The organism is Sphingomonas sp. (assembly GCF_036387535.1).
Taxonomy (GTDB): Bacteria; Pseudomonadota; Alphaproteobacteria; order Sphingomonadales; family Sphingomonadaceae; genus Sphingomonas_R.
The window spans coordinates 34,626-53,213 of record NZ_DASVTO010000154.1 but is presented as its reverse complement, the minus strand read 5'-3'; the positions used below and the strand labels follow the sequence as shown (position 1 = coordinate 53,213).

The 18,588-nt window shown below is 67.4% G+C and carries 19 protein-coding genes; 14 read left to right on the top strand and 5 right to left on the bottom strand.

What is annotated here, in order from left to right; genetic code table 11:
- Positions 1-71 precede the first annotated feature (71 nt).
- Positions 72-1,451, top strand: a complete 1,380-nt coding sequence (locus VF649_RS14315) for a helix-turn-helix domain-containing protein (protein WP_331012636.1) — start codon at positions 72-74, stop codon at positions 1,449-1,451.
- A gap of 9 nt (positions 1,452-1,460) precedes the next feature.
- Here VF649_RS14315 and VF649_RS14310 read toward each other — a convergent pair whose 3' ends face one another.
- Both VF649_RS14310 and VF649_RS14305 read right to left on the bottom strand, forming a co-directional pair.
- Complete coding sequence (locus tag VF649_RS14310) at positions 1,461-2,408, bottom strand: aldo/keto reductase (protein WP_331012635.1); 948 nt, start codon at positions 2,406-2,408, stop codon at positions 1,461-1,463.
- A gap of 72 nt (positions 2,409-2,480) precedes the next feature.
- On the bottom strand, positions 2,481-3,569 hold the full coding sequence (locus VF649_RS14305) for a mannose-1-phosphate guanylyltransferase/mannose-6-phosphate isomerase (protein WP_331012634.1): 1,089 nt from the start codon (positions 3,567-3,569) through the stop codon (positions 2,481-2,483).
- Between the two features lie 142 nt (positions 3,570-3,711).
- Here VF649_RS14305 and VF649_RS14300 point away from each other — a divergent pair, with 142 nt between their 5' ends.
- Positions 3,712-5,100: a TIGR03013 family XrtA/PEP-CTERM system glycosyltransferase gene (locus tag VF649_RS14300; protein ID WP_331012633.1), complete on the top strand. Its 1,389-nt coding sequence runs from the start codon at positions 3,712-3,714 to the stop codon at positions 5,098-5,100.
- Between the two features lie 53 nt (positions 5,101-5,153).
- Positions 5,154-7,553, top strand: coding sequence for a DUF3772 domain-containing protein (locus VF649_RS14295; protein WP_331012632.1), 2,400 nt, complete (start codon positions 5,154-5,156; stop codon positions 7,551-7,553).
- Here the strand turns inward: VF649_RS14295 and VF649_RS14290 are convergent.
- The gene (locus tag VF649_RS14290) at positions 7,544-7,756 is read right to left on the bottom strand and encodes a hypothetical protein (RefSeq protein ID WP_331012631.1); all 213 of its coding nucleotides are present in this window, start codon (positions 7,754-7,756) and stop codon (positions 7,544-7,546) included. The two genes, VF649_RS14295 and VF649_RS14290, sit on opposite strands and share 10 nt — an antisense overlap.
- Before the next feature lie 186 nt (positions 7,757-7,942).
- Between VF649_RS14290 and VF649_RS14285 the strand changes: the two genes are divergently transcribed.
- Positions 7,943-8,209: a DUF6894 family protein gene (locus tag VF649_RS14285; RefSeq protein ID WP_331012630.1), complete on the top strand. Its 267-nt coding sequence runs from the start codon at positions 7,943-7,945 to the stop codon at positions 8,207-8,209.
- Positions 8,210-8,254: 45 nt separating this feature from the next.
- Here VF649_RS14285 and ctrA read toward each other — a convergent pair whose 3' ends face one another.
- Positions 8,255-8,956, bottom strand: coding sequence for a response regulator transcription factor CtrA (gene ctrA, locus VF649_RS14280; RefSeq protein ID WP_331012658.1), 702 nt, complete (start codon positions 8,954-8,956; stop codon positions 8,255-8,257).
- A gap of 247 nt (positions 8,957-9,203) precedes the next feature.
- Here ctrA and VF649_RS14275 point away from each other — a divergent pair, with 247 nt between their 5' ends.
- The 4 genes from VF649_RS14275 to VF649_RS14260 all read left to right on the top strand — a co-directional run bounded on the left by VF649_RS14275 (position 9,204) and on the right by VF649_RS14260 (position 11,623).
- Positions 9,204-9,893 (top strand): RluA family pseudouridine synthase, encoded by a 690-nt coding sequence (locus tag VF649_RS14275; RefSeq protein WP_331012629.1) that lies wholly within the window; start codon positions 9,204-9,206, stop codon positions 9,891-9,893.
- Complete coding sequence (gene arfB / locus VF649_RS14270) at positions 9,880-10,293, top strand: alternative ribosome rescue aminoacyl-tRNA hydrolase ArfB (RefSeq protein ID WP_331012628.1); 414 nt, start codon at positions 9,880-9,882, stop codon at positions 10,291-10,293. The genes VF649_RS14275 and arfB overlap by 14 nt, the downstream gene beginning before the upstream one ends.
- 23 nt (positions 10,294-10,316) lie before the next feature.
- Complete coding sequence (locus VF649_RS14265) at positions 10,317-10,814, top strand: GAF domain-containing protein (protein WP_331012627.1); 498 nt, start codon at positions 10,317-10,319, stop codon at positions 10,812-10,814.
- A 119-nt stretch (positions 10,815-10,933) separates the two neighbouring features.
- Positions 10,934-11,623 carry an RcnB family protein gene (locus VF649_RS14260; protein WP_331012626.1) on the top strand — a complete coding sequence of 230 codons (690 nt, stop codon included), beginning with the start codon at positions 10,934-10,936 and terminating at the stop codon, positions 11,621-11,623.
- Positions 11,624-11,629: 6 nt separating this feature from the next.
- Here VF649_RS14260 and VF649_RS14255 read toward each other — a convergent pair whose 3' ends face one another.
- Positions 11,630-12,085 (bottom strand): universal stress protein, encoded by a 456-nt coding sequence (locus VF649_RS14255; protein WP_331012625.1) that lies wholly within the window; start codon positions 12,083-12,085, stop codon positions 11,630-11,632.
- Positions 12,086-12,209: 124 nt separating this feature from the next.
- Here VF649_RS14255 and VF649_RS14250 point away from each other — a divergent pair, with 124 nt between their 5' ends.
- From VF649_RS14250 to sucD, 6 genes are all read left to right on the top strand, one after another.
- Complete coding sequence (locus tag VF649_RS14250; protein ID WP_331012624.1) at positions 12,210-13,568, top strand: pyruvate dehydrogenase complex dihydrolipoamide acetyltransferase; 1,359 nt, start codon at positions 12,210-12,212, stop codon at positions 13,566-13,568.
- Between the two features lie 157 nt (positions 13,569-13,725).
- On the top strand, positions 13,726-14,511 hold the full coding sequence (locus VF649_RS14245) for a succinate dehydrogenase iron-sulfur subunit (protein WP_331012623.1): 786 nt from the start codon (positions 13,726-13,728) through the stop codon (positions 14,509-14,511).
- Positions 14,512-14,514: 3 nt separating this feature from the next.
- A complete protein-coding gene (locus VF649_RS14240; protein WP_331012622.1) occupies positions 14,515-15,003 on the top strand; it encodes a PaaI family thioesterase in 489 nt (162 codons plus the stop codon).
- Complete coding sequence (zapE, locus tag VF649_RS14235; protein ID WP_331012621.1) at positions 15,000-16,118, top strand: cell division protein ZapE; 1,119 nt, start codon at positions 15,000-15,002, stop codon at positions 16,116-16,118. The genes VF649_RS14240 and zapE overlap by 4 nt, the downstream gene beginning before the upstream one ends.
- Positions 16,119-16,308: 190 nt before the next feature.
- Positions 16,309-17,271: a malate dehydrogenase gene (mdh, locus tag VF649_RS14230; protein ID WP_331012620.1), complete on the top strand. Its 963-nt coding sequence runs from the start codon at positions 16,309-16,311 to the stop codon at positions 17,269-17,271.
- A 383-nt stretch (positions 17,272-17,654) separates the two neighbouring features.
- Entirely contained in the window at positions 17,655-18,539 is an 885-nt protein-coding gene (gene sucD / locus VF649_RS14220; protein WP_331012619.1) for a succinate--CoA ligase subunit alpha, read from the top strand.
- Positions 18,540-18,588 lie beyond the last annotated feature (49 nt).

The window sequence follows — 18,588 nt, the reverse complement described above, 5'->3', positions numbered from 1 at the left end:
GGATAATCCATGTTGGGTGTCGTGCGATTGTGTGCTTGTCTGCATTTCGACATCGTTGCGGGAGGGGCGGCATGACGGAACGCAAGATTTTCGCGGGCGCGCGGGTGCGGCGCTTGCGGCGCGGGCGCGGATTGACGCAGGCCGCGATGGCGGAGGCGCTGGCGATCAGCGCAAGCTATCTGAACCTGCTGGAGCGGAACCAGCGGCCGTTGACGGCGGCGCTGATGCTGAAATTCGCGGATGCGTTCGATATCGATCCGCGCCTGCTGGCGGCCGATGCGCCCGGTGGCGGCGCCGAAGCGATGCGACGCCGGCTGAGCGATCCGATGTTCGCCGATCTGGAGATCGACCGGACCGAGATCGACGAGTGGCTGGCCGCCGCACCCGCCGGGGTGGAGGCCTTTGCACGCGCGTTCGATCGCATGGGCGGCGGGGGCGAGACCGCAGCCGATGATCCGGTGGCGCCGGTCCGTCGCGAGATCGAACGCTGGCGCAACCATTTCGCCGATCTGGATGTCGCGGCGGAAACGCTGGCGGACGAATTGCGGCTGGGCGCGGGCGACCTGTACGGCGCGATCGCGGAACGGCTGCGCGTACGGCACCAGCTCGGCCTCCGCATCCTGCCGGTGGACGTGATGCCGGACCGATTGCGCCGGCTGGACCTGCATGCGCGGCAGTTGCAGCTGAGCGAGGTGCTGGACCCGGCGTCGCGGACGTTCCAGGCGGCGTTCCAGCTGGGCCAGTTGGAGGCGAAGGCGGAGATCGACGCGCTGGTGACGGGTGCCGGCTTTGCCGACCGCGCCGGGGAGCGGCTGTTCCGCCGGCATCTGACATCCTATTTCGCGGCGGCGGTGATGATGCCCTATGGCCGGTTCCTGCGCGCGTGCGAGGCGACCGGTTATGACATCGAACTGATGCAGCGGCGGTTCGGTGCGGGGTACGAGATGGTGGCGCACCGCCTGACGACGCTCAGCCGCGTCGGTGCCCGGGGTCTGCCCTTCTTCATGCTGCGGATCGATCGCGCCGGACAGGCGAGCAAGCGCTATGCGGGCGCATCGGCGGCCCCGCTGGTGGAGGCTGGCCCCTATTGCCCGCTATGGCCGCTGGCGCAGGCGTTCGACCGCGCCGGCGAAACCGTGACCGCGCTGGTGATGCCGGAGGATGGCAGCCGCTGGTTCACGCTGGCACGGGCGGTGCGGCCGCAGACGCGCTCACCCGGCGGCGTGCGCGCCGAATTCGTGGTGGGGCTGGGCGTGGCCGCGGAACTGGCGCCTGCCTTGGTGCAGGCGCGCGGCCGGGATCTGACGATGGCGGCAACGCCGATCGGGCTGGGGTGCCGCCGCTGCACGCGGCCGGATTGCCCGCAGCGATCGGAACCGCCGGCCGGAATGACGCTGTTGTTCAACGAACGCGAACGCGGACTGACGCCGTTCCTGTTCGCCGGCGACTGAGTCGGAGGATCAGGCCCCGGCGGCGTCCAGCGCGGCGATGTCGTCCGGCGTCAGCACGATGTTCATGGCCGCGATCAGGTCCGTCACCTGATCCGGCCGGCTGGCGCTGGCGATCGGCGCGGTGATGCCCGGTTTCGCCATCAGCCAGGCCAGTGCGATCCGCGCGGGATTGGCGTCATGACGTTCGGCCACCGCATCGAGCGCAGCCAGGATCGCCCGCCCCCGCGGATCGAGATATTGGCCGACGCGTCCGCCGCGGGCGCCGGTCAGGTCCTCCGTCCGCCGATATTTGCCGGTCAGGAAGCCGTTGGCGAGGGCCGCATAGGGCACGACGCCGATGTTGCGGTCCAGGACCACCGGCAGGAGATCGGTTTCAAAGTCGTTCCGTTCGAGCAGATTGTAATGCGGTTGCAGGACCGTGAACGGGGTCAGCGCCTGCGCCGCGGCGACGCGTGCGGCTTCTTCCAGCCGGGCAGCGGTGAAGTTGGACGCGCCGATCGCACGCACCTTGCCCGCGCGGATCAGCGCATCGAACGCGCCGAGATAGTCGGCGATGGGCACATCCGGATCATCGCGATGCGCGAAATACAGGTCGATCTGGTCGGTACCGAGCCGCTGGAGCGAGGCATCGATGGCGGCGGCGATCCGGGCGGGGTGCAGGCCGGTTCCGCCGGGACCGGACAGCATGCCGACCTTCGTCGCGATCAGGACGGCGTCGCGCCGGCCGGATCGGCGCAGCCAGTCCCCCAGCACGGTTTCCGATTCGCCGCCCCGGTGACCGGGAACCCAGGCCGAATAGACATCGGCGGTGTCGATCATCGTGCCGCCGCCGTCCACGAATGCATCGAGAACCGCAAAGCTGGTCGCCGGGTCCGCGGTCCAGCCGAACACATTGCCGCCGAGCACCAGCGGCGCAATCGAGAGGCCGCTGCGCCCGAGTGGTCTGGTGTTCGTCATCATCGTCTCCACCGCCGTTCCGTCGCCATGCTCAACGGCGAGTCATGACGGTCGTTCCGATGGGGCCCGGCGTCATGCCGAACCGAACGGGCGATCCAGCGTGACATGACCGCGCTCCTTGAGGGCGGCGATCGCGCGCTTCACCTCCTGGCTTTCGCCTCGCGGCAGGATGAGGATGGCGTCGCCGGTCGCGACCACGATCAGGTCGGATACGCCAACCATCGCGACCAGCGGCCCGTCCGTCCGGATCAGGCAGCCGCGCGTATCGATCGCGACGACATCGCCGTGGATGGCATTGCCGTCGCCGTCCCGCGCGGCCAGCTGGTGCAGCGCGTCCCAGCTGCCGACGTCGGACCAGCCCATGGCCACCGGCACCACCACCACGCGATCGGCCTTTTCCATGACGGCATAGTCGATGGAGTCGGAGGGGCAGCCCGCGAAGGCGACGGGATCGGGGAAGATCCGGCCCGCTTCCCGCGCCGATCCGGTCAGCGCCGCGCGGGCGGCATCGGCGATCGCGGGGGCATGCGCATCAAGCGCCGCCATGTAGGCATCCGCTCGGAACAGGAAGATGCCGCCGTTCCAGTAATGGCCACCGGCATCCAGATAGGATTGCGCGGTGGCCCGGTCGGGTTTCTCCACGAACCGCGCGACGGCGTGGACGCCGTCGTCCAGCAGCGGGCCCGCCTGGATATAGCCATAGCCGGTTTCCGGCCCTTCCGGTTCGATCCCGAATGTCGCCAGCGCGCCGTCCGCCACCATCGGCAAGGCGCGATCGATCGCGGCGCGGAAGGCGTCGGGATCGGCGATGACATGGTCCGACGGCATGACCAGCAGGATGGCGGCCGGGTCAGCGGCGGCGGCGGCGAGCGCGATGGCCGGGGCGGTGTTGCGCGCCATCGGTTCCAGGATCAGCGCGGCCGGCAGGACGCCGATCGCGCGCAGCTGTTCCTCGATGATGTCGGCGTGGGCCGCGCCCGCCACCACGATCGGCGCGTCGAACCGTGCACCGTGCGGCGTCCGCCGGGCGGTGAGTTGCAGCATGGTATCGTCATGGGTGAGCGCGATGAGCTGTTTCGGGCGGCCGGTCCGCGACAGCGGCCACAGCCGGGTTCCGGAGCCGCCGGACAGGATGACGGGCACGATCTTCGTAGACGGCATCCGGTATTTCCCCCAATAGATCGCACCTGCCGGCCAGGCGCTTGCCAGCGTTCCAGCCGCCGAGGTTCCAGCTTCAGGAAATGTTCGGAAACTTGGTGCAGGAGCGATCGGATACCGAAGCGGCCGGGAACGGACAAGGCATGTGATCAGGCTGTTCAAACATTATGTGCCTTATGCGGTGCTGTTGCTGGCGGTTCTGGAATTCGGGTTGCTGGTTGCCTGTGCCGAAGCCGGCTGGGTGTTGCGGATCTGGCAGCTGGGGTCGCGGGTAGAACCGATCCAAAACCGGATGGCGCAATTGCTCAGCCTGGCGGGCGCGCTGCAACTGGCGATGCTGGCGGTCGGCGCCTATGGCACCGACGCGCTGCAATCGATGCGGTTTGCGGCGGCGCGGCTGCTGGTCGCCATGGTGCTGGGGCTGATCTTCCTGGCATTGCTGTTCTTTCTGACGCCCGGTCTGGTGCTGTGGCGGTCCAATTCCGTCTATGCGACCGGTGTCGCGTTTCTGGCGCTGATGCTGTTTCGCGCGCTGTTCGGCGGCATGATCGGCGGGCATGCGTTCAAGCGGCGGATCATGGTGCTGGGCGCAGGCCGGCGGGCAGAGCGGATTCGCGAACTGTCGAAGCTGCCGGGCGCCAGTTTCCTGGTCGTCGGCTATATCGGCATGACCCAGGATCCGCCGCGGATCACCTCGTCGATCCACCGCGATGCGATCGAAAGCCTGGCGGAGCATGTCGTCAACCTGAATGCCAGCGAAGTCGTGCTGGCGCTGGACGAGCGTCGCAACGCGCTGCCGCTGGCCGATCTGTTGCGGATCAAGACGACGGGCGTGCATGTCAACGAACTGTCGAGCTTTTTCGAGCGCGAGACGGGGCGGGTCGACCTGGACAGCGTCAATCCGTCGTGGCTGATCTTCTCGGACGGATTTTCATCCGGGCAGATGCTGTCGAAATTCGCGAAGCGGATCTTCGACCTGATCGTCAGCCTGGCGCTGCTGATCCTCGCCGCACCCCTGATCCTGCTGTTCGCGATCGCCATCAAGCTGGAAAGCCGCGGGCCGGCCTTCTATCGGCAGAAGCGAGTCGGTCTGTACGGCGTCGAATTCTCGATCCTGAAACTGCGATCGATGCGGGTCGATGCCGAGGTGGCCGGGCAGGCGATCTGGGCGGAGAAGGACGATCCGCGGATCACGCGCGTCGGCCGCATCATCCGCAAGGCGCGCGTCGACGAACTGCCGCAGGTGTGGACCGTGCTGACCGGCGACATGAGCTTCGTCGGGCCGCGCCCGGAACGCCAGCAGTTCGTGACCGACCTGGAGTCGAAACTGCCCTTCTATGCGGAGCGCCACATGATGAAGCCGGGTATTACCGGCTGGGCGCAGATCAATTATCCCTATGGCGCCAGCCTGGACGATGCGCGTCACAAGCTGGAATATGATCTTTATTATGCGAAGAATTACACCCCGTTCCTGGACCTGTTGATCCTGTTGCAGACGGTCAGGGTGCTGCTGTGGAACGACGGCGCGCGCTAAACGCGCCTGCCCACACTTCAACCGCGCGGCCCGAACGGCTAGAGCGCACGGTCATGCGCTGGCTTCTCCTTCTTCTGCTGACCCTGTCCACCCCCGTCGCCGCACAGGTGACAAGCCGCACCGACGCCGCCGAAGCGACGCTGACCACCGCGGCGGCCGAATTGCGGCGGATCGATCAGGCGTTCGACGCTTCCGCGACCAACGAGGTCCAGGCCAGCCTGCGCGACCGTGCGGTGATCGTGAAGGGGCTGGCCGACGATGCGGTCGCGCAGCTGACGCCCGAACTGGCGCTGGTGGATGCACGTATCGCGGAACTGGGGCCGAAACCGGCGGCGGCGGAGGCACCCGATATCGCGGCGCAACGGCGGGTCCTGGCCACGGCGCGCGGCGCAATCGACGGCGCGATCAAACGTGGCCGGCTGTTGTCGGTCGAAGCGACGCAGCTGTCCGACGAGATCGTGGATGCGCGTGCCGAACAATTTGGCGAACGCGTGTCGGCGCGGGTAGCGTCACCGCTCAGCCCCGCCCTGTGGGCCGACATCTGGCGCGATCTGCCGCGCGACGGCCGGCGGGTCGGGCGGTTCGCGGATGAGGTGGGGCGGACATTCTGGCGCGCGGCGCGCGGCGGCAATGCCTGGATGATGCTGGTCGGTGTCGGGCTGGCGGTGCTGCTCGCCTTCCCGATCCGGATCTGGCTGCGACGGGCAGGCCGGCGCTATGCGATCAACAGCGCACCCGGCAGCCGGGCGCGGCGCACCGGCCTGGCCCTGTGGTTCCTGCTGGTCGGAACGCTCAGCAACGCGCTGGCGGCGACTGCGGTGGTGCAGGGGCTGCGCTGGGCCGGCGCGCTCAGCCCGCGTGCGGACACGTTGGCGGGATATTTCCTGTTCGGCAGCACGATCGCCGCCTTCATGATCTCGCTGGGCGGCAGTCTGTTGCTGCGGCGGCAGCCGAGCTGGCGGCTGTTGCCGATCAGCGACGATGCCGCGACCGCGCTGCGTCCGCATAGCTGGGCAGTCGGGCTGATCACGCTGGTGGCGACGATGCTGCTGGCGGCCAATCGTGTTCTGGCCGTGTCGACGTCGGCCCGGGTGGCGGGTGAGGGGGCCGTCGCGCTTGCCTATGCGCTGCTGATCATCGCGGTGCTGGTCACGATCGCGCGGTTGCGGGCGGCGCGGGATGCCGAGCAGGCGGGCGGCGCGGGGGCCGAAACCGAGTCGCCGCACCGCGCCGCGATCACGCTGGTGCTGCTAACCGCCTGGACCGCGGTGGCGGTCGCGGTGGTGGGGGCCCTGTTCGGCTATGTCCCGTTCGCGCTGTTCCTGATGCGGGAAACGGTGTGGATCGCGGTGGTGGCGGGCGCGGTGACGCTGTTGCTGGCCGGCACCGACGATATCGTGACCACGATCTTCTCGTCCGACAGCCGGTTCGGGCGGGCGGCGCGATCCGGGATCGGCCTGCGCGGCGCTACGATCGACCAGATGGGCGTGCTGCTGTCGGCATTGCTGCGGCTGGTTCTGGTGATGCTGGCGCTGGCGTCCGTGCTGGTCGGGTTCCAGTCGGACCTGACATCGATGGTCGACCGCCTGACCGATGCCGCGAACGGGATCACGGTGGGTCAGGTGACGATCGCGCCCGGCGCGATCCTGCGCGCGCTGGCGGTATTGCTGGCCGCATTGGCGGCAATGCGTGCGGTCGGGCGCTGGCTGGAAACACGCTACCTGCCGGCGACCGCGCTGGACGCCGGCGCGCGCAATTCGGTGGCGACGATGGTGCGCTATGCCGGGATCATCCTGGCGGTGGTGTGGTCGCTGGCGTCGCTGGGCATCGGGATGGAGCGGATCGCGCTGGTGCTGTCCGCGCTGTCGGTCGGCATCGGTTTCGGTCTGCAGGCGATCACGCAGAACTTCGTATCCGGCCTGATCCTGTTGGCGGAACGACCGGTCAAGATCGGCGATCTGGTCCGCATCGGCGATCAGGAGGGCGACGTCCGGCGGATCAGCGTGCGCGCGACCGAAATCCAGATCGCGGACCGGTCGACGCTGATCGTCCCCAATTCCGAACTGATCACCAAGACGATCCGCAACATGACGCTGGCCGATCCGATCGGGCGGATGCAGATCGTGTTCGCGGTGCCGATCGGCAGCGACGTCGCGGCAGCCCGAACGATCCTGCTGGAAATCTATGCCGATCACCCCGGTGTGTTGAAGGATCCGGAACCGGTGGTGTTCATCGACGATCTGGCCGGCGGGCAGGTCAAGATGCAGAGCTTCGCCTATGTCGCGGGCCCGCGGGCCGCCTATCCGACGCGCAGCGCGGTCCTGTTCGAGATGATCGCCCGCTTCTCCGCGGCCGGCATCCACCTGGAAACCCCGCCGCAGGAGGTGCGATTGCGCCGCGACACACCGATCGCAGGCGGGGATGGCAGCGCAGCCCCCGCAGATCAGGCCTGATCGCGCAACCCGCGGCTGGCGGAGACGTCGCTCTGGCCCTGCGCCTGGGCGGCGGCCTCGATCAGGCGGATGCCGGTCGCGATGGCGACCTGGGGCGTCATCTGCACCGCGGCCAGATCCGGGCCGCTCGCGCTGACCAGGCCGTCCGTGATCGTGATGGTGATCGGCGTTTGCGGGGGGGGCGGTTCGTTCCAGTGCGCCATGACCGATCCTTCCGAACATGCGGAGGCATCCAATCGCACATCCTGCCGCAAGTTCCTAACTCAGGTTGGGAATCGCGCGCCTTTATTTCGCGCGGCGGCCGGTGCCGGTCGGGAACGGAAGCGGGGTTTTGACGGTAGAGACGGGACCAAGCGGATCGCGGACCGGCCATGGAAAGGATTGCAGCCATGCCCCATTATCATTTCAACCTGGCCGACGGATCGATCGATGCCGATCCGGACGGGGTCGACCTGCCCGACCTGATCCACGCGCGGATCGAGGCGGTCCGCTACCTGGCGGCGACGTTGAGCGACCGGCCGGACATGCTGTGGCCGCATGGCGAATACCGGGTCGAGGTGACGGATTCGAAAGGCTTGTTACTGTTCGTCGTGACGATGAGCATGCTGGACGCGCCGGCGACCGGAGGGGCCGGACCGGGCGACCTGCGCCACTGAACGCGCGGTTCCGATCCGCGCCATGTCACCGCATCGCAGCGAGGGTCAGGCGACCTGCGCGATGCCCATTTCCTCCGGGTCGCGCAGGACATAGCCGCGGCCCCACACGGTTTCGATATAATTGTCCCCGCCGCACGCCAGGCTCAACTTCTTGCGCAGCTTGCAGATGAAGACGTCGATGATCTTCAGTTCGGGTTCGTCCATGCCACCATAGAGGTGGTTCAGGAACATTTCCTTGGTGAGCGTGGTGCCCTTGCGGAGCGACAGCAGCTCCAGCATCGCATATTCCTTGCCGGTCAGGTGGACGCGGGCGCCATCGACCTCGACCGTCTTGGCATCCAGGTTCACCGCCAGCTTGCCGGTGCGGATGACCGACTGGCTATGCCCCTTGGACCGGCGGACGACCGCGTGGATGCGGGCGATCAGTTCCTCGCGGTGGAACGGCTTGGTAATATAGTCATCGGCGCCGAAACCGAGCGCGCGGACCTTGGAGTCCATTTCACCGATGCCCGAAAGGATCATCACCGGTGTCTGCACCTTGGCGACGCGCAGCTTCTTCAGCACGTCGTAGCCGTGCATGTCGGGCAGGTTCAGGTCGAGACAGATGATGTCGTAGTCATACAGCTTGCCGAGATCGAGACCTTCCTCGCCAAGATCGGTCGCGTAGACGTTGAAGCCTTCGCTATGCAGCATCAGTTCGATCGCCTTGGCGGTCGTAGGCTCGTCTTCGATCAGCAGCACGCGCATGTCGACAATCCCTGTCTGCTCGCCGGTGCCGGTCGTGGCGGCCGTGCGTTCGTCCATGTATTAACTATCGCTGGAATGAACGCAAAAGGTTAAGACGACCTTAAGCTGCCGTTCAAAAACCTCTGTTCGCCGTGCCTTTTGCGCATCACTCCTGTAGTTTCTCTTAAGATCGGTGCGGGGCATGCGACGAACGGCGCGGGATGGTGCCGCGGTTGCGCGCCGTCCCCATCCCCGTCATAGGCCGCGCATGCTGTCCGATAATGTCCTGTTCATCGATGCCGAAGCGATCGTGGTCGACAAGCCGGCGGGGTTGCCGGTCGACGAACCGCGCGACGGCGCGATATCGGTCGCAAACCATCTGGAAAGCCTGCGCTTCACGTTCCAGCGCTGGCCGACCATCGTCCACCGGCTGGATCGCGATACCTCCGGCTGCCTGCTGCTGGCGCGCACGCCGCGCGCGCATAAACAGTTTCAGGCCGCGTTCGAGGCCGGGACGGTGGTCAAACGCTATCTGGCGGTGCTGGACGGTGTTCCGGACGGCGAATCGGGCGAGATCGCGCTGCCGCTGGCCAAGGTGTCGACGCGTGAGGATGGCTGGCGGATGGTGGTCGACGCGCGCAAGGGCAAGGGCAAGGCCGCGTCGACGCAGTGGCGGCGGGTGGCGGTGCGCGATGGGCGCGCGCTGATCCTGTTCACGCCCACGACCGGGCGCACGCATCAATTGCGGGTTCATGCCGCGACCGGCCTCGGTATCCCGATCGTCGGCGATCCGGTCTATGGCGCACAGGCCGGGCGGGGCGGCCCCGGTATGCTGTTGCACGCCTGGACGATCACGGTGCCGCGGGCGGGAAAGCCCGCGGTCGACGCGGTGTCGCCATTGCCGCCGGCCTTTGCCGGGTGGACCGCGCCGGGGCTGGACGGCCTTGCCGCCGCCTGAGCCGCCGCCGCTGCCCGAAGAGGCGCTGAGCGAACGCTTTCTGGCCGCGACCGGGCCGGGCGGGCAGAATGTGAACAAGGTGGCGACCGCGGTGCAATTGCGGCTGGATGTCTATGCGCTGGGGCTGCACCCCGATGCCTATGCGCGGTTGAAGGTACTGGCGGGCAGCCGCTGGACCGACGCGGGAGAGATCGTGGTGATGGCACGAACCCACCGCACGCGGGAGGCGAACCGCGCGGACGCGCGCGCGCGCCTGGCCGAACTGGTCGCCACGGCGCTGGTGCGGCCCGTCCGCCGGGTCAAGACGCGCCCAAGTCGATCGGCCAAGACCAAGCGGATGGATGGCAAGGCGATCCGCGGCGCGATCAAGCGCGATCGCGGCCGGCCATCGCACGACTGACGGATCGGGAGCAGGCACAGCTTATGTATCAGTTCGACATGGCCGATGGCGGCGACAAGGCGGCCCTGTACCGCGATCTGGCCGCGGCGCTGGACGCGCTGACGACCGACGAGCCCGATGCGATCGCCAACATGGCGAATGCCGCCGCTTTGCTGTGGGAATATCTGCCCGACCTGAATTGGGCGGGATTTTACCGGGTCGATCCGGCGCGCGTCGACGAACTGGTGCTGGGGCCGTTCCAGGGCAAGGCGGCGTGCATCCGGATCGCATTCGGCAAGGGGGTGTGCGGGGCCGCGGCGGCGACGCGGACGACGCAGCGGATCGCCGACGTCCATGCCTTTCCGGGGCATATCGCCTGCGACGCGGCATCGGCGTCGGAACTGGTGGTGCCGATCATCGCGGACGGGCGCCTGCTGGGCGTGCTCGATCTGGACAGCCCGACCGCCGACCGCTTCGACGCGACCGATCAGACCGGGTGCGAAGCGTTGATGGCGATGCTGGCGCCGCGGATCGCCGCCTGAACATCGCCGCCCGAACCCTGGCCCGTTTCGGGACGCGGCCGGCGTGGCGGCGCCCCGGCGGACATGATAAGCGGAGCGCGCAGGGCAGGCAGCATCGGCAGGGGCGCGAATTGGACATGATGAGCAGGACATGGGGGCGCCGCGCCGGCGCGGCGATGTTCGCGATGCTGCTATCCGGGGCGGCCGGCGCGCAGACGGGCCGGTACGGCGCGGTGCCCGATGTTCCGTTGAACCCGGCGGGTGGCGGCTGGACCGGGCAGGGCTGGACCGGGCCGGAAGCCCGCGGCGTGCGCGACCTGCGTCCCGATCCCCGTGCCGACGTACGCGGACCGGGCCCGCGTGCATCGGACCTGCGGGTGCGGGAGGATCGCGCGCCGCCGCCGCCCTATCGCGGCCGGTATGTCCGTCCCTATCCCGGCTGGACATTGCCGAGCTATTTCACCGCGCCACCGTTCGCCGTCCGGGATTATCCGCGCTGGGGCCTGGGCGTGCCGGGCATCGGGCGTCGCTGGGTACGCTATTATGAGGATGCCGTGCTGGTCGGCCCGGACGGGCGCGTGGACGCGGTGCGTTCCGGGATCGACTGGGCCCGTGGCGACGCAGGCCCGGCGGGGCGGGACTGGTCGGACGACCGCGTCACCGATGGCGGGCGGCGCGGCGGCTATGCCCCCGGCACGATCGTGACCACCACGACGCCGGGGACGGTGACCACCACGACGGTGACCGAGGAGTATGTGCCCGGCCGTGCTCCGAAGCGCACGGTTCGCACCAAAACGCGGACAGTGCCGGCCGGGCGCCGGTCGATCTGATCCCGATCAGCTGAGCAGGTCGATCGCGGCGTCGTCCAGCGATCCGGGAACGATCATCACCGGGCAACGCAGCATGCCCGCCTCCGCCCCCGCGAAATGGGTGACGAGCACGCCCGGCGCCGGGCCGATCGCGGCGCCCAGCACCAGCGCGGCGATGGTGGGTTCCCGCTTCAACCGATCGCGGACGCAGGCGACGGGTTCGCCCTGTACCACCGTCACCGACGGCCGCAGCCCGGTTTCCTCGATCAGTTCGCCTGCGACCTGCGCGATCAGGGCGTCGACCCGGATCCGCGCCTCCTCCTCCATCGCGGATTGCACCGCACCCCATTGCACGAATTCGGGCGGTGCGATCGGCGCCATGATCTCGATCCCGCCGCCGGTCTTTGCGGCGCGGCGCGCAGCGAAGCGCAACGCCACCCGCGCCTCCACGCTCTCGTCGATCACCACCAGATAGGTCCGCATCATCTTGCCCCTCGTTCGGATGCCGTTGGTGCGCGATCGGCGCGGCGTCCGCAAGGGCTCGGGCCTTGACCCAAGCCCCCCCGATGGCAGAAGGGGGCGCATAGTCTGCCCAAGAGGTTTCCCGATGCCGATCGAGCTCAAAATGCCTGCTTTGTCCCCCACGATGGAAGAGGGCACGCTGGCCAAATGGCTGGTGAAGGAAGGCGATACCGTAACGTCGGGCGATCTGCTGGCCGAGATCGAGACCGACAAGGCGACGATGGAGTTCGAAGCGGTCGACGAAGGCGTGATCGTGCAGCTGCTGGTGCCCGAGGGCGCGGACGGCGTGAAGGTCGGCACGGTCATCGCGATCATCGCGGAAGAGGGTGAGGACGCGTCCGCCGCGCCGGCAGCGAAGCCGGAGGTCGCCGCCACCCCGATGGCGGCACCGTCCGCCGAGTCGCCTGCGGTGTCGGAAAAGGGCTATGGCGCGAGCCCCGCGACCGATACGCCGACCTTGACCGCGGAGGAGACGAAATCCGCGACGCCGGTAGCAGCGGCCGCACCGGCCGGCGGGGCGGCCGCGGGGGATCGGGTCAAGGCGAGCCCGTTGGCACGTCGGCTGGCCGAACAGAAGGGTGTCGACCTGTCGGCGGTCCAGGGGTCGGGGCCGAACGGCCGGATCGTGAAGGCCGATGTCGAGGCCGGGCCGCAGGCGAAGCCCGCCGCGGTCAAGGTGGAGGCCGCACCCGCGCCGACCGCGAAGGGTGCGGAGGCGAAGCCCGCACCGGCGCCGGCCGCGGCCCCCGCGGGCGTGCCGTCCGAAACCATCAAGCTGTCGAACATGCGCAAGACGATCGCGCGCCGGCTTGCCGAGTCGAAGCAGACCGTACCGCATTTCTACCTGACCGTGGATTGCAACCTGGATGCGTTGCTGAAACTGCGCGGCGAACTGAACGCCGGGCTGGAGGGGCGCGGGATCAAGCTGTCGGTCAATGATCTGCTGATCAAGGCGCTGGGCGCCGCGCTGGCCGAGGTGCCGGATGCCAATGTGCAGTTTGCCGGCGATACGCTGATCAAATTCGGCCGGTCCGATATTTCGATGGCGGTCGCGATTCCGGGCGGGCTGATCACCCCGGTGATCACCGACGTCGTGAACAAGCCGCTGTCACGGATCGCGACCGAGGCGAAGGACCTGGCCGCCCGCGCGCGCGACGGCAAGCTGGCGCCGGAGGAATATCAGGGCGGCACCGCCTCCATTTCCAACCTGGGCATGTTCGGGATCAAGCAGTTCGACGCGGTCATCAATCCGCCGCAGGCGATGATCCTGGCGGTCGGCGCCGGCGAACCCCGCCCCTATGTGGTGGGCAAGGACCTGACCGTGGCGACCGTGATGACCGCGACCGGCAGTTTCGATCACCGTGCGATCGACGGCGCGGTCGGCGCGCAACTGATGGCCGCGTTCAAGCGGCTGGTGGAGAAGCCGATGGGAATGCTGGCCTGATCGTCCCGCATTTGCCGCACGGAGTTTTCGGGGCGGGCCAGGCAGGAGGACGAGATCCGCCCTGCCCGATAGGGCGGATTGTCGCAGTGCGGCATTTCGCCTTTAAAAAGGCGGCTTCGGTCGTTATCTGATCCAGAGAAACAAGGACGATCGCCCGATGGCCGAATTCGCGCTTCCCAAGAACAGCAAGATCAAGCCGAAGGGCAAGGTGCACAAAGCCGCGCCCGACGCCACGGCGGTCAAACCGTTCAAGGTGTATCGCTACGATCCCGAATCGGGTGAAAATCCGCGTTATGACATCTTCGAGGTCGATACCGCGACGTGCGGGCCGATGGTGCTGGACGCGCTGATCAAGATGAAGAGCGAGCAGGACCCGACCCTGACGTTCCGTCGGTCGTGCCGCGAAGGGATCTGCGGATCCTGTTCGATGAACATCGACGGGCGCAACGGCCTGGCCTGCACCACCGCGATCGAGGATGTGAAGGGCGAGGTGCGGATCACGCCGTTGCCGCACATGGACGTGATCAAGGATCTGGTTCCCGATTTCACGCATTTCTACGCGCAATATAGCTCCATAAAGCCATGGCTGCAGACGGTGACACCGCCGCCGTCGGGCAAGGAGCGGTTGCAGACGCCGGAGGACCGTGCCAAGCTCGACGGGTTGTACGAGTGCATCCTGTGCGCCTGCTGCTCCTCGTCCTGCCCGTCCTACTGGTGGAACAGCGACAAATTTCTGGGGCCGGCGATCCTGTTGCAGGCCTATCGCTGGCTGGCCGACAGCCGCGACGAGATGACCGGCGAGCGGCTGGACGAACTGGAAGATCCGTTCCGGCTTTATCGCTGCCACACCATCATGAACTGCGCCAATGTCTGCCCGAAGGGGTTGAACCCGGCCAAGGCGATCGCCGAGGTCAAGAAGATGGTCGTCGAACGCCAGGTCTGATCGGTGCGCGAGGGGCAGGCCGGCGACGGCCCCGTCATGGGCGGGGATGAACTGCTGGTGCTGGATGCTGCCGTCGATGACGAGGGGTTTCGGCTGTTCCGCCCTGCGGCGCAGGGTCGATTCCTGGACAGTTTCGGTGCGATCCGGGTTCGCGTCGAAGGTGACCGGGTGCGGTGCCGGGTCGCCACCGGCCGGCCGCAGTCGAACATTTCCGACAATGTGCATGGCGGTTTCCTGATGGCGTTCGTCGATCAGGTGATGTTCTGCGCGCTGCTGGCGGTCGATCGCCTGCCACGCGGCGGCGCCGTGACGTTGCAGGCCGGCGTCACCTTCATCGGGCCGGCGCGCGCGGGATCGCCGGTCGATGCGCTGGTGGAGGTGGTCGGGGAAACCGGACGCATGCTGTTCCTGCGCGGGATGATCGAGCAGGACGGCGTGACCGTGACGTCGTTCGACGGCACGCTGCGCAAGGTGAAGGTCGTACCCGCGTGAGCCGCGTCGCGGTGCGGTACCGCGAACTGCTGTCGGGTGGCGAGTTGAAGCCCGATCCCGATCAGGCCGGAACGGTGGCGCGGCTGGATGCCCTGGCAACGGCGCTGGAGGCCGCGGTTCCCGCGGCGCCGGGTCTGCTGGGGCGGTTGTTCGGGGCCAAGCCGGCACCGGCGCCGCGGGGCATCTACATGTGGGGTGGCGTCGGTCGCGGCAAATCGATGCTGATGGACCTGTTCTGCGGGTGTGTCGCGGTGACACCGAAACGGCGCGTCCATTTCCACGAGTTCATGCTGGAGGTGCACGACCGATTACGGATCGAGCGCGCGGCCGAGAAGGGCGATCCCATCGCCCCGGTGGTGGACGACATCGCGGCGGGCGCGCGGCTGCTATGTTTCGACGAGATGGTCGTCAACAACATGGCGGACGCGGCGATCCTGTCGCGCCTGTTCACCGGGTTGATCGAACGCGGCGTGACGGTGGTCACCACGTCGAACCGGCCGCCGTCCGATCTCTACAAGGACGGGCTCAATCGCCAGCTGTTCCTGCCGTTCATCGCGCTGATCGAGGCGCGGCTGGACGTGCTGCCGTTGAACGGCGCGACCGATTACCGGCTGGAACGGCTGGGCGGTTTTCCGACCTGGTATGTGCCCAATGGCCCGGCGGCGACCGAGGCGCTCAGCCGCGCCTTCTTTCGCCTGACCGACTTTCCGGTCGAGGACCGGGCGCATGTGCCGTCGGAGCAGCTGGCGGTGCCGGGCGGGCGGACGTTGCGCGTGCCGAAATCGATCAAGGGCGTCGGCGTGTTCTCCTTTTCCAAGCTGTGCGGGGACGCCCGCGGCGTCGCGGACTATCTGGCGATCGCGCGCCGTTTTCACACCGTCATCCTGGTCGGCATCCCGGTGCTGGGGCCGGAAAAGCGCAACGAGGCGGCGCGGTTCAAGCTGTTGGTCGACGCGCTCTATGAACATCATGTCAAGCTGCTGGCGGCGGCCGACGCCGACCCGGCCGCGCTGTACCCCAGCGGCGACGGCGCGTTCGAGTTCGAGCGCACCGTTTCGCGGCTGATGGAGATGCAGTCCGCGGCGTATCTCGCCGCCGGGCACGGCGCGGAATAGCCAACGGCTCCGATATTGCACAGCGGCGGCGGCCGATGTGACAGTGTATATCCGGGCACGCTTTTCTGGCGGTGGATGGTTGCCCCCCTTGGCCTGGGCGGGTAAGCGACCCCGCAACGACGGGTGCGCGTGGCGCTTGCAGCTGCTACTCCCCCAATCGGATTTTTGAACGGTCGAGGAAGCTGTCCACATGGCTCGGAAGAAGATCGCGCTGATCGGCGCTGGCAATATCGGTGGCACGCTCGCGCATCTCGCGGCGCTCAAGGGGTTGGGCGATATCGTGCTGTTCGACGTCGCCGAAGGTGTGCCGCAGGGCAAGGCGCTCGACCTGTCGCAGTGCGGCCCGGTCGAAGGCTTTGACGCGACGATCATCGGATCGAACGATTATGCCGACATTGCCGGCGCCGACGTGATCATCGTGACCGCGGGTGTGGCGCGCAAGCCCGGCATGAGCCGTGACGACCTGCTCGGCATCAACCTGAAGGTCATGAAGGCGGTGGGCGAGGGCATCAAGGCCAACGCACCGGAGGCGTTCGTGATCTGCATCACCAACCCGCTGGATGCGATGGTGTGGGCGCTGCGCGAGTTTTCCGGCCTGCCGCATCATATGGTGGTCGGGATGGCGGGCGTGCTCGACTCCTCGCGGTTCAGCCATTTCCTGGCCGACGAGTTCAAGGTTTCGGTCAAGGACGTCACCAGCTTCGTGCTGGGCGGGCACGGCGACACGATGGTGCCGGTGATCAGCTATTCCACCATCTCCGGCATCCCGATCCCCGATCTGATCGCGATGGGTCTGTCGACGCAGGAGAAGATCGACGCGATCGTCAAGCGTACTCGCGGCGGCGGCGGCGAGATCGTCGCGCTGTTGAAGACGGGTTCGGCCTATTACGCGCCGGCGACCAGCGGCATCGCGATGGCGGAGGCCTATCTGTACGACCAGAAGCGGGTCCTGCCGGCGGCCGCCTATGTCGACGGCCAATATGGCGTGAACGACCTGTATGTCGGCGTGCCGGTGATGATCGGCGCGGGCGGCGTCGAGAAGATCGTGGAGATCACGCTGGACGAGGAGGCGAAGGCCAACCTGGCGGTGTCGGTCGACGCCGTGAGGGAATTGCTGGTGGCGTGCCGGGGGATCGACGCGACGCTGGCTTGAGGGTTCTTTTCCGTCATCCCGGCGCATGCCGGGAAGACGGAAGTGGGGCATGGAAAAACGCGGTTATGTCTACATCATGGCGAGTGGCCGGAACGGGACGCTCTAGACAGGTGTGACAAGCGACTTGGTGAAGCGTCTGTTTCAGCATCGAACCGGTGCGATCGAAGGCTTCACCAGTCGCTATGACTGCAGGAATTTGGTCTGGTCCGAAAATTCACGATCGGGTTGATGATGCGATCGGGAAAAACGGATCGAAGAATGGCAACGCGGCTGGAAGCTCGGTCTGATCGAGGCCGAGCATCCGGATTGGGAAGACCTCTTCCCCGCGTTGATGGGAATTTTGCCTCCGTTACCGGGGGCGGCAGAGAAGGACGGCAGGACCAATGAGCATCCTCGTCAATAAGAATACCCGGGTGATCACCCAGGGCATGACCGGCAATACCGGCACGTTCCACACGGAACAGGCGCTGGCGTACGGTACGCAGATGGTGGGCGGAGTGACGCCGGGGAAGGGCGGGACCACGCATATCGGCCTGCCGATCTTCGATTCGGTCGCCGAAGCCGTGCAGAAGACGCAGGCGGATGCGACCGTGGTCTATGTTCCGCCGCCCTTCGCCGCGGACTCCATTCTGGAGGCGATCGACGCCAAGGTGCCGTTGATCGTGTGCATCACCGAGGGCATTCCGGTGCTGGACATGGTGCGCGTGAAGCGGGCGTTGCAGGGATCGTCGTCGCGGCTGATCGGGCCGAACTGCCCCGGCGTGCTGACCCCGAACGAATGCAAGATCGGCATCATGCCGGGTTCGATCTTCTCCAAGGGGTCGGTCGGCGTGGTGTCGCGGTCGGGTACGCTCACCTATGAGGCGGTGTTCCAGACCACCAACGAGGGGCTGGGCCAGACGACCGCGGTCGGCATCGGCGGCGATCCGGTCAACGGCACCAACTTCATCGACGTGCTGGAACTGTTCCTGGCGGACGACGAGACCCAGTCGATCATCATGATCGGCGAGATCGGCGGGTCGGCCGAGGAAGAAGCCGCGCAGTTCCTGATCGATGAGGCCAAGCGCGGCCGCAAGAAGCCGATGGCCGGCTTCATCGCGGGCCGCAGCGCGCCTCCCGGCCGCCGCATGGGCCATGCCGGTGCGATCGTGTCGGGTGGCAAGGGCGGCGCCGAGGACAAGATCGCGGCGATGGAAGCGGCCGGGATCCGGGTGGCCGCGAGCCCGTCGGAACTGGGCACCACCCTGGCAGCGTTGCTGAAGGGCTGAATGACGGGCTGAAACGCAGCGGCGCGGCGCCTATATGCACCGCACCGCC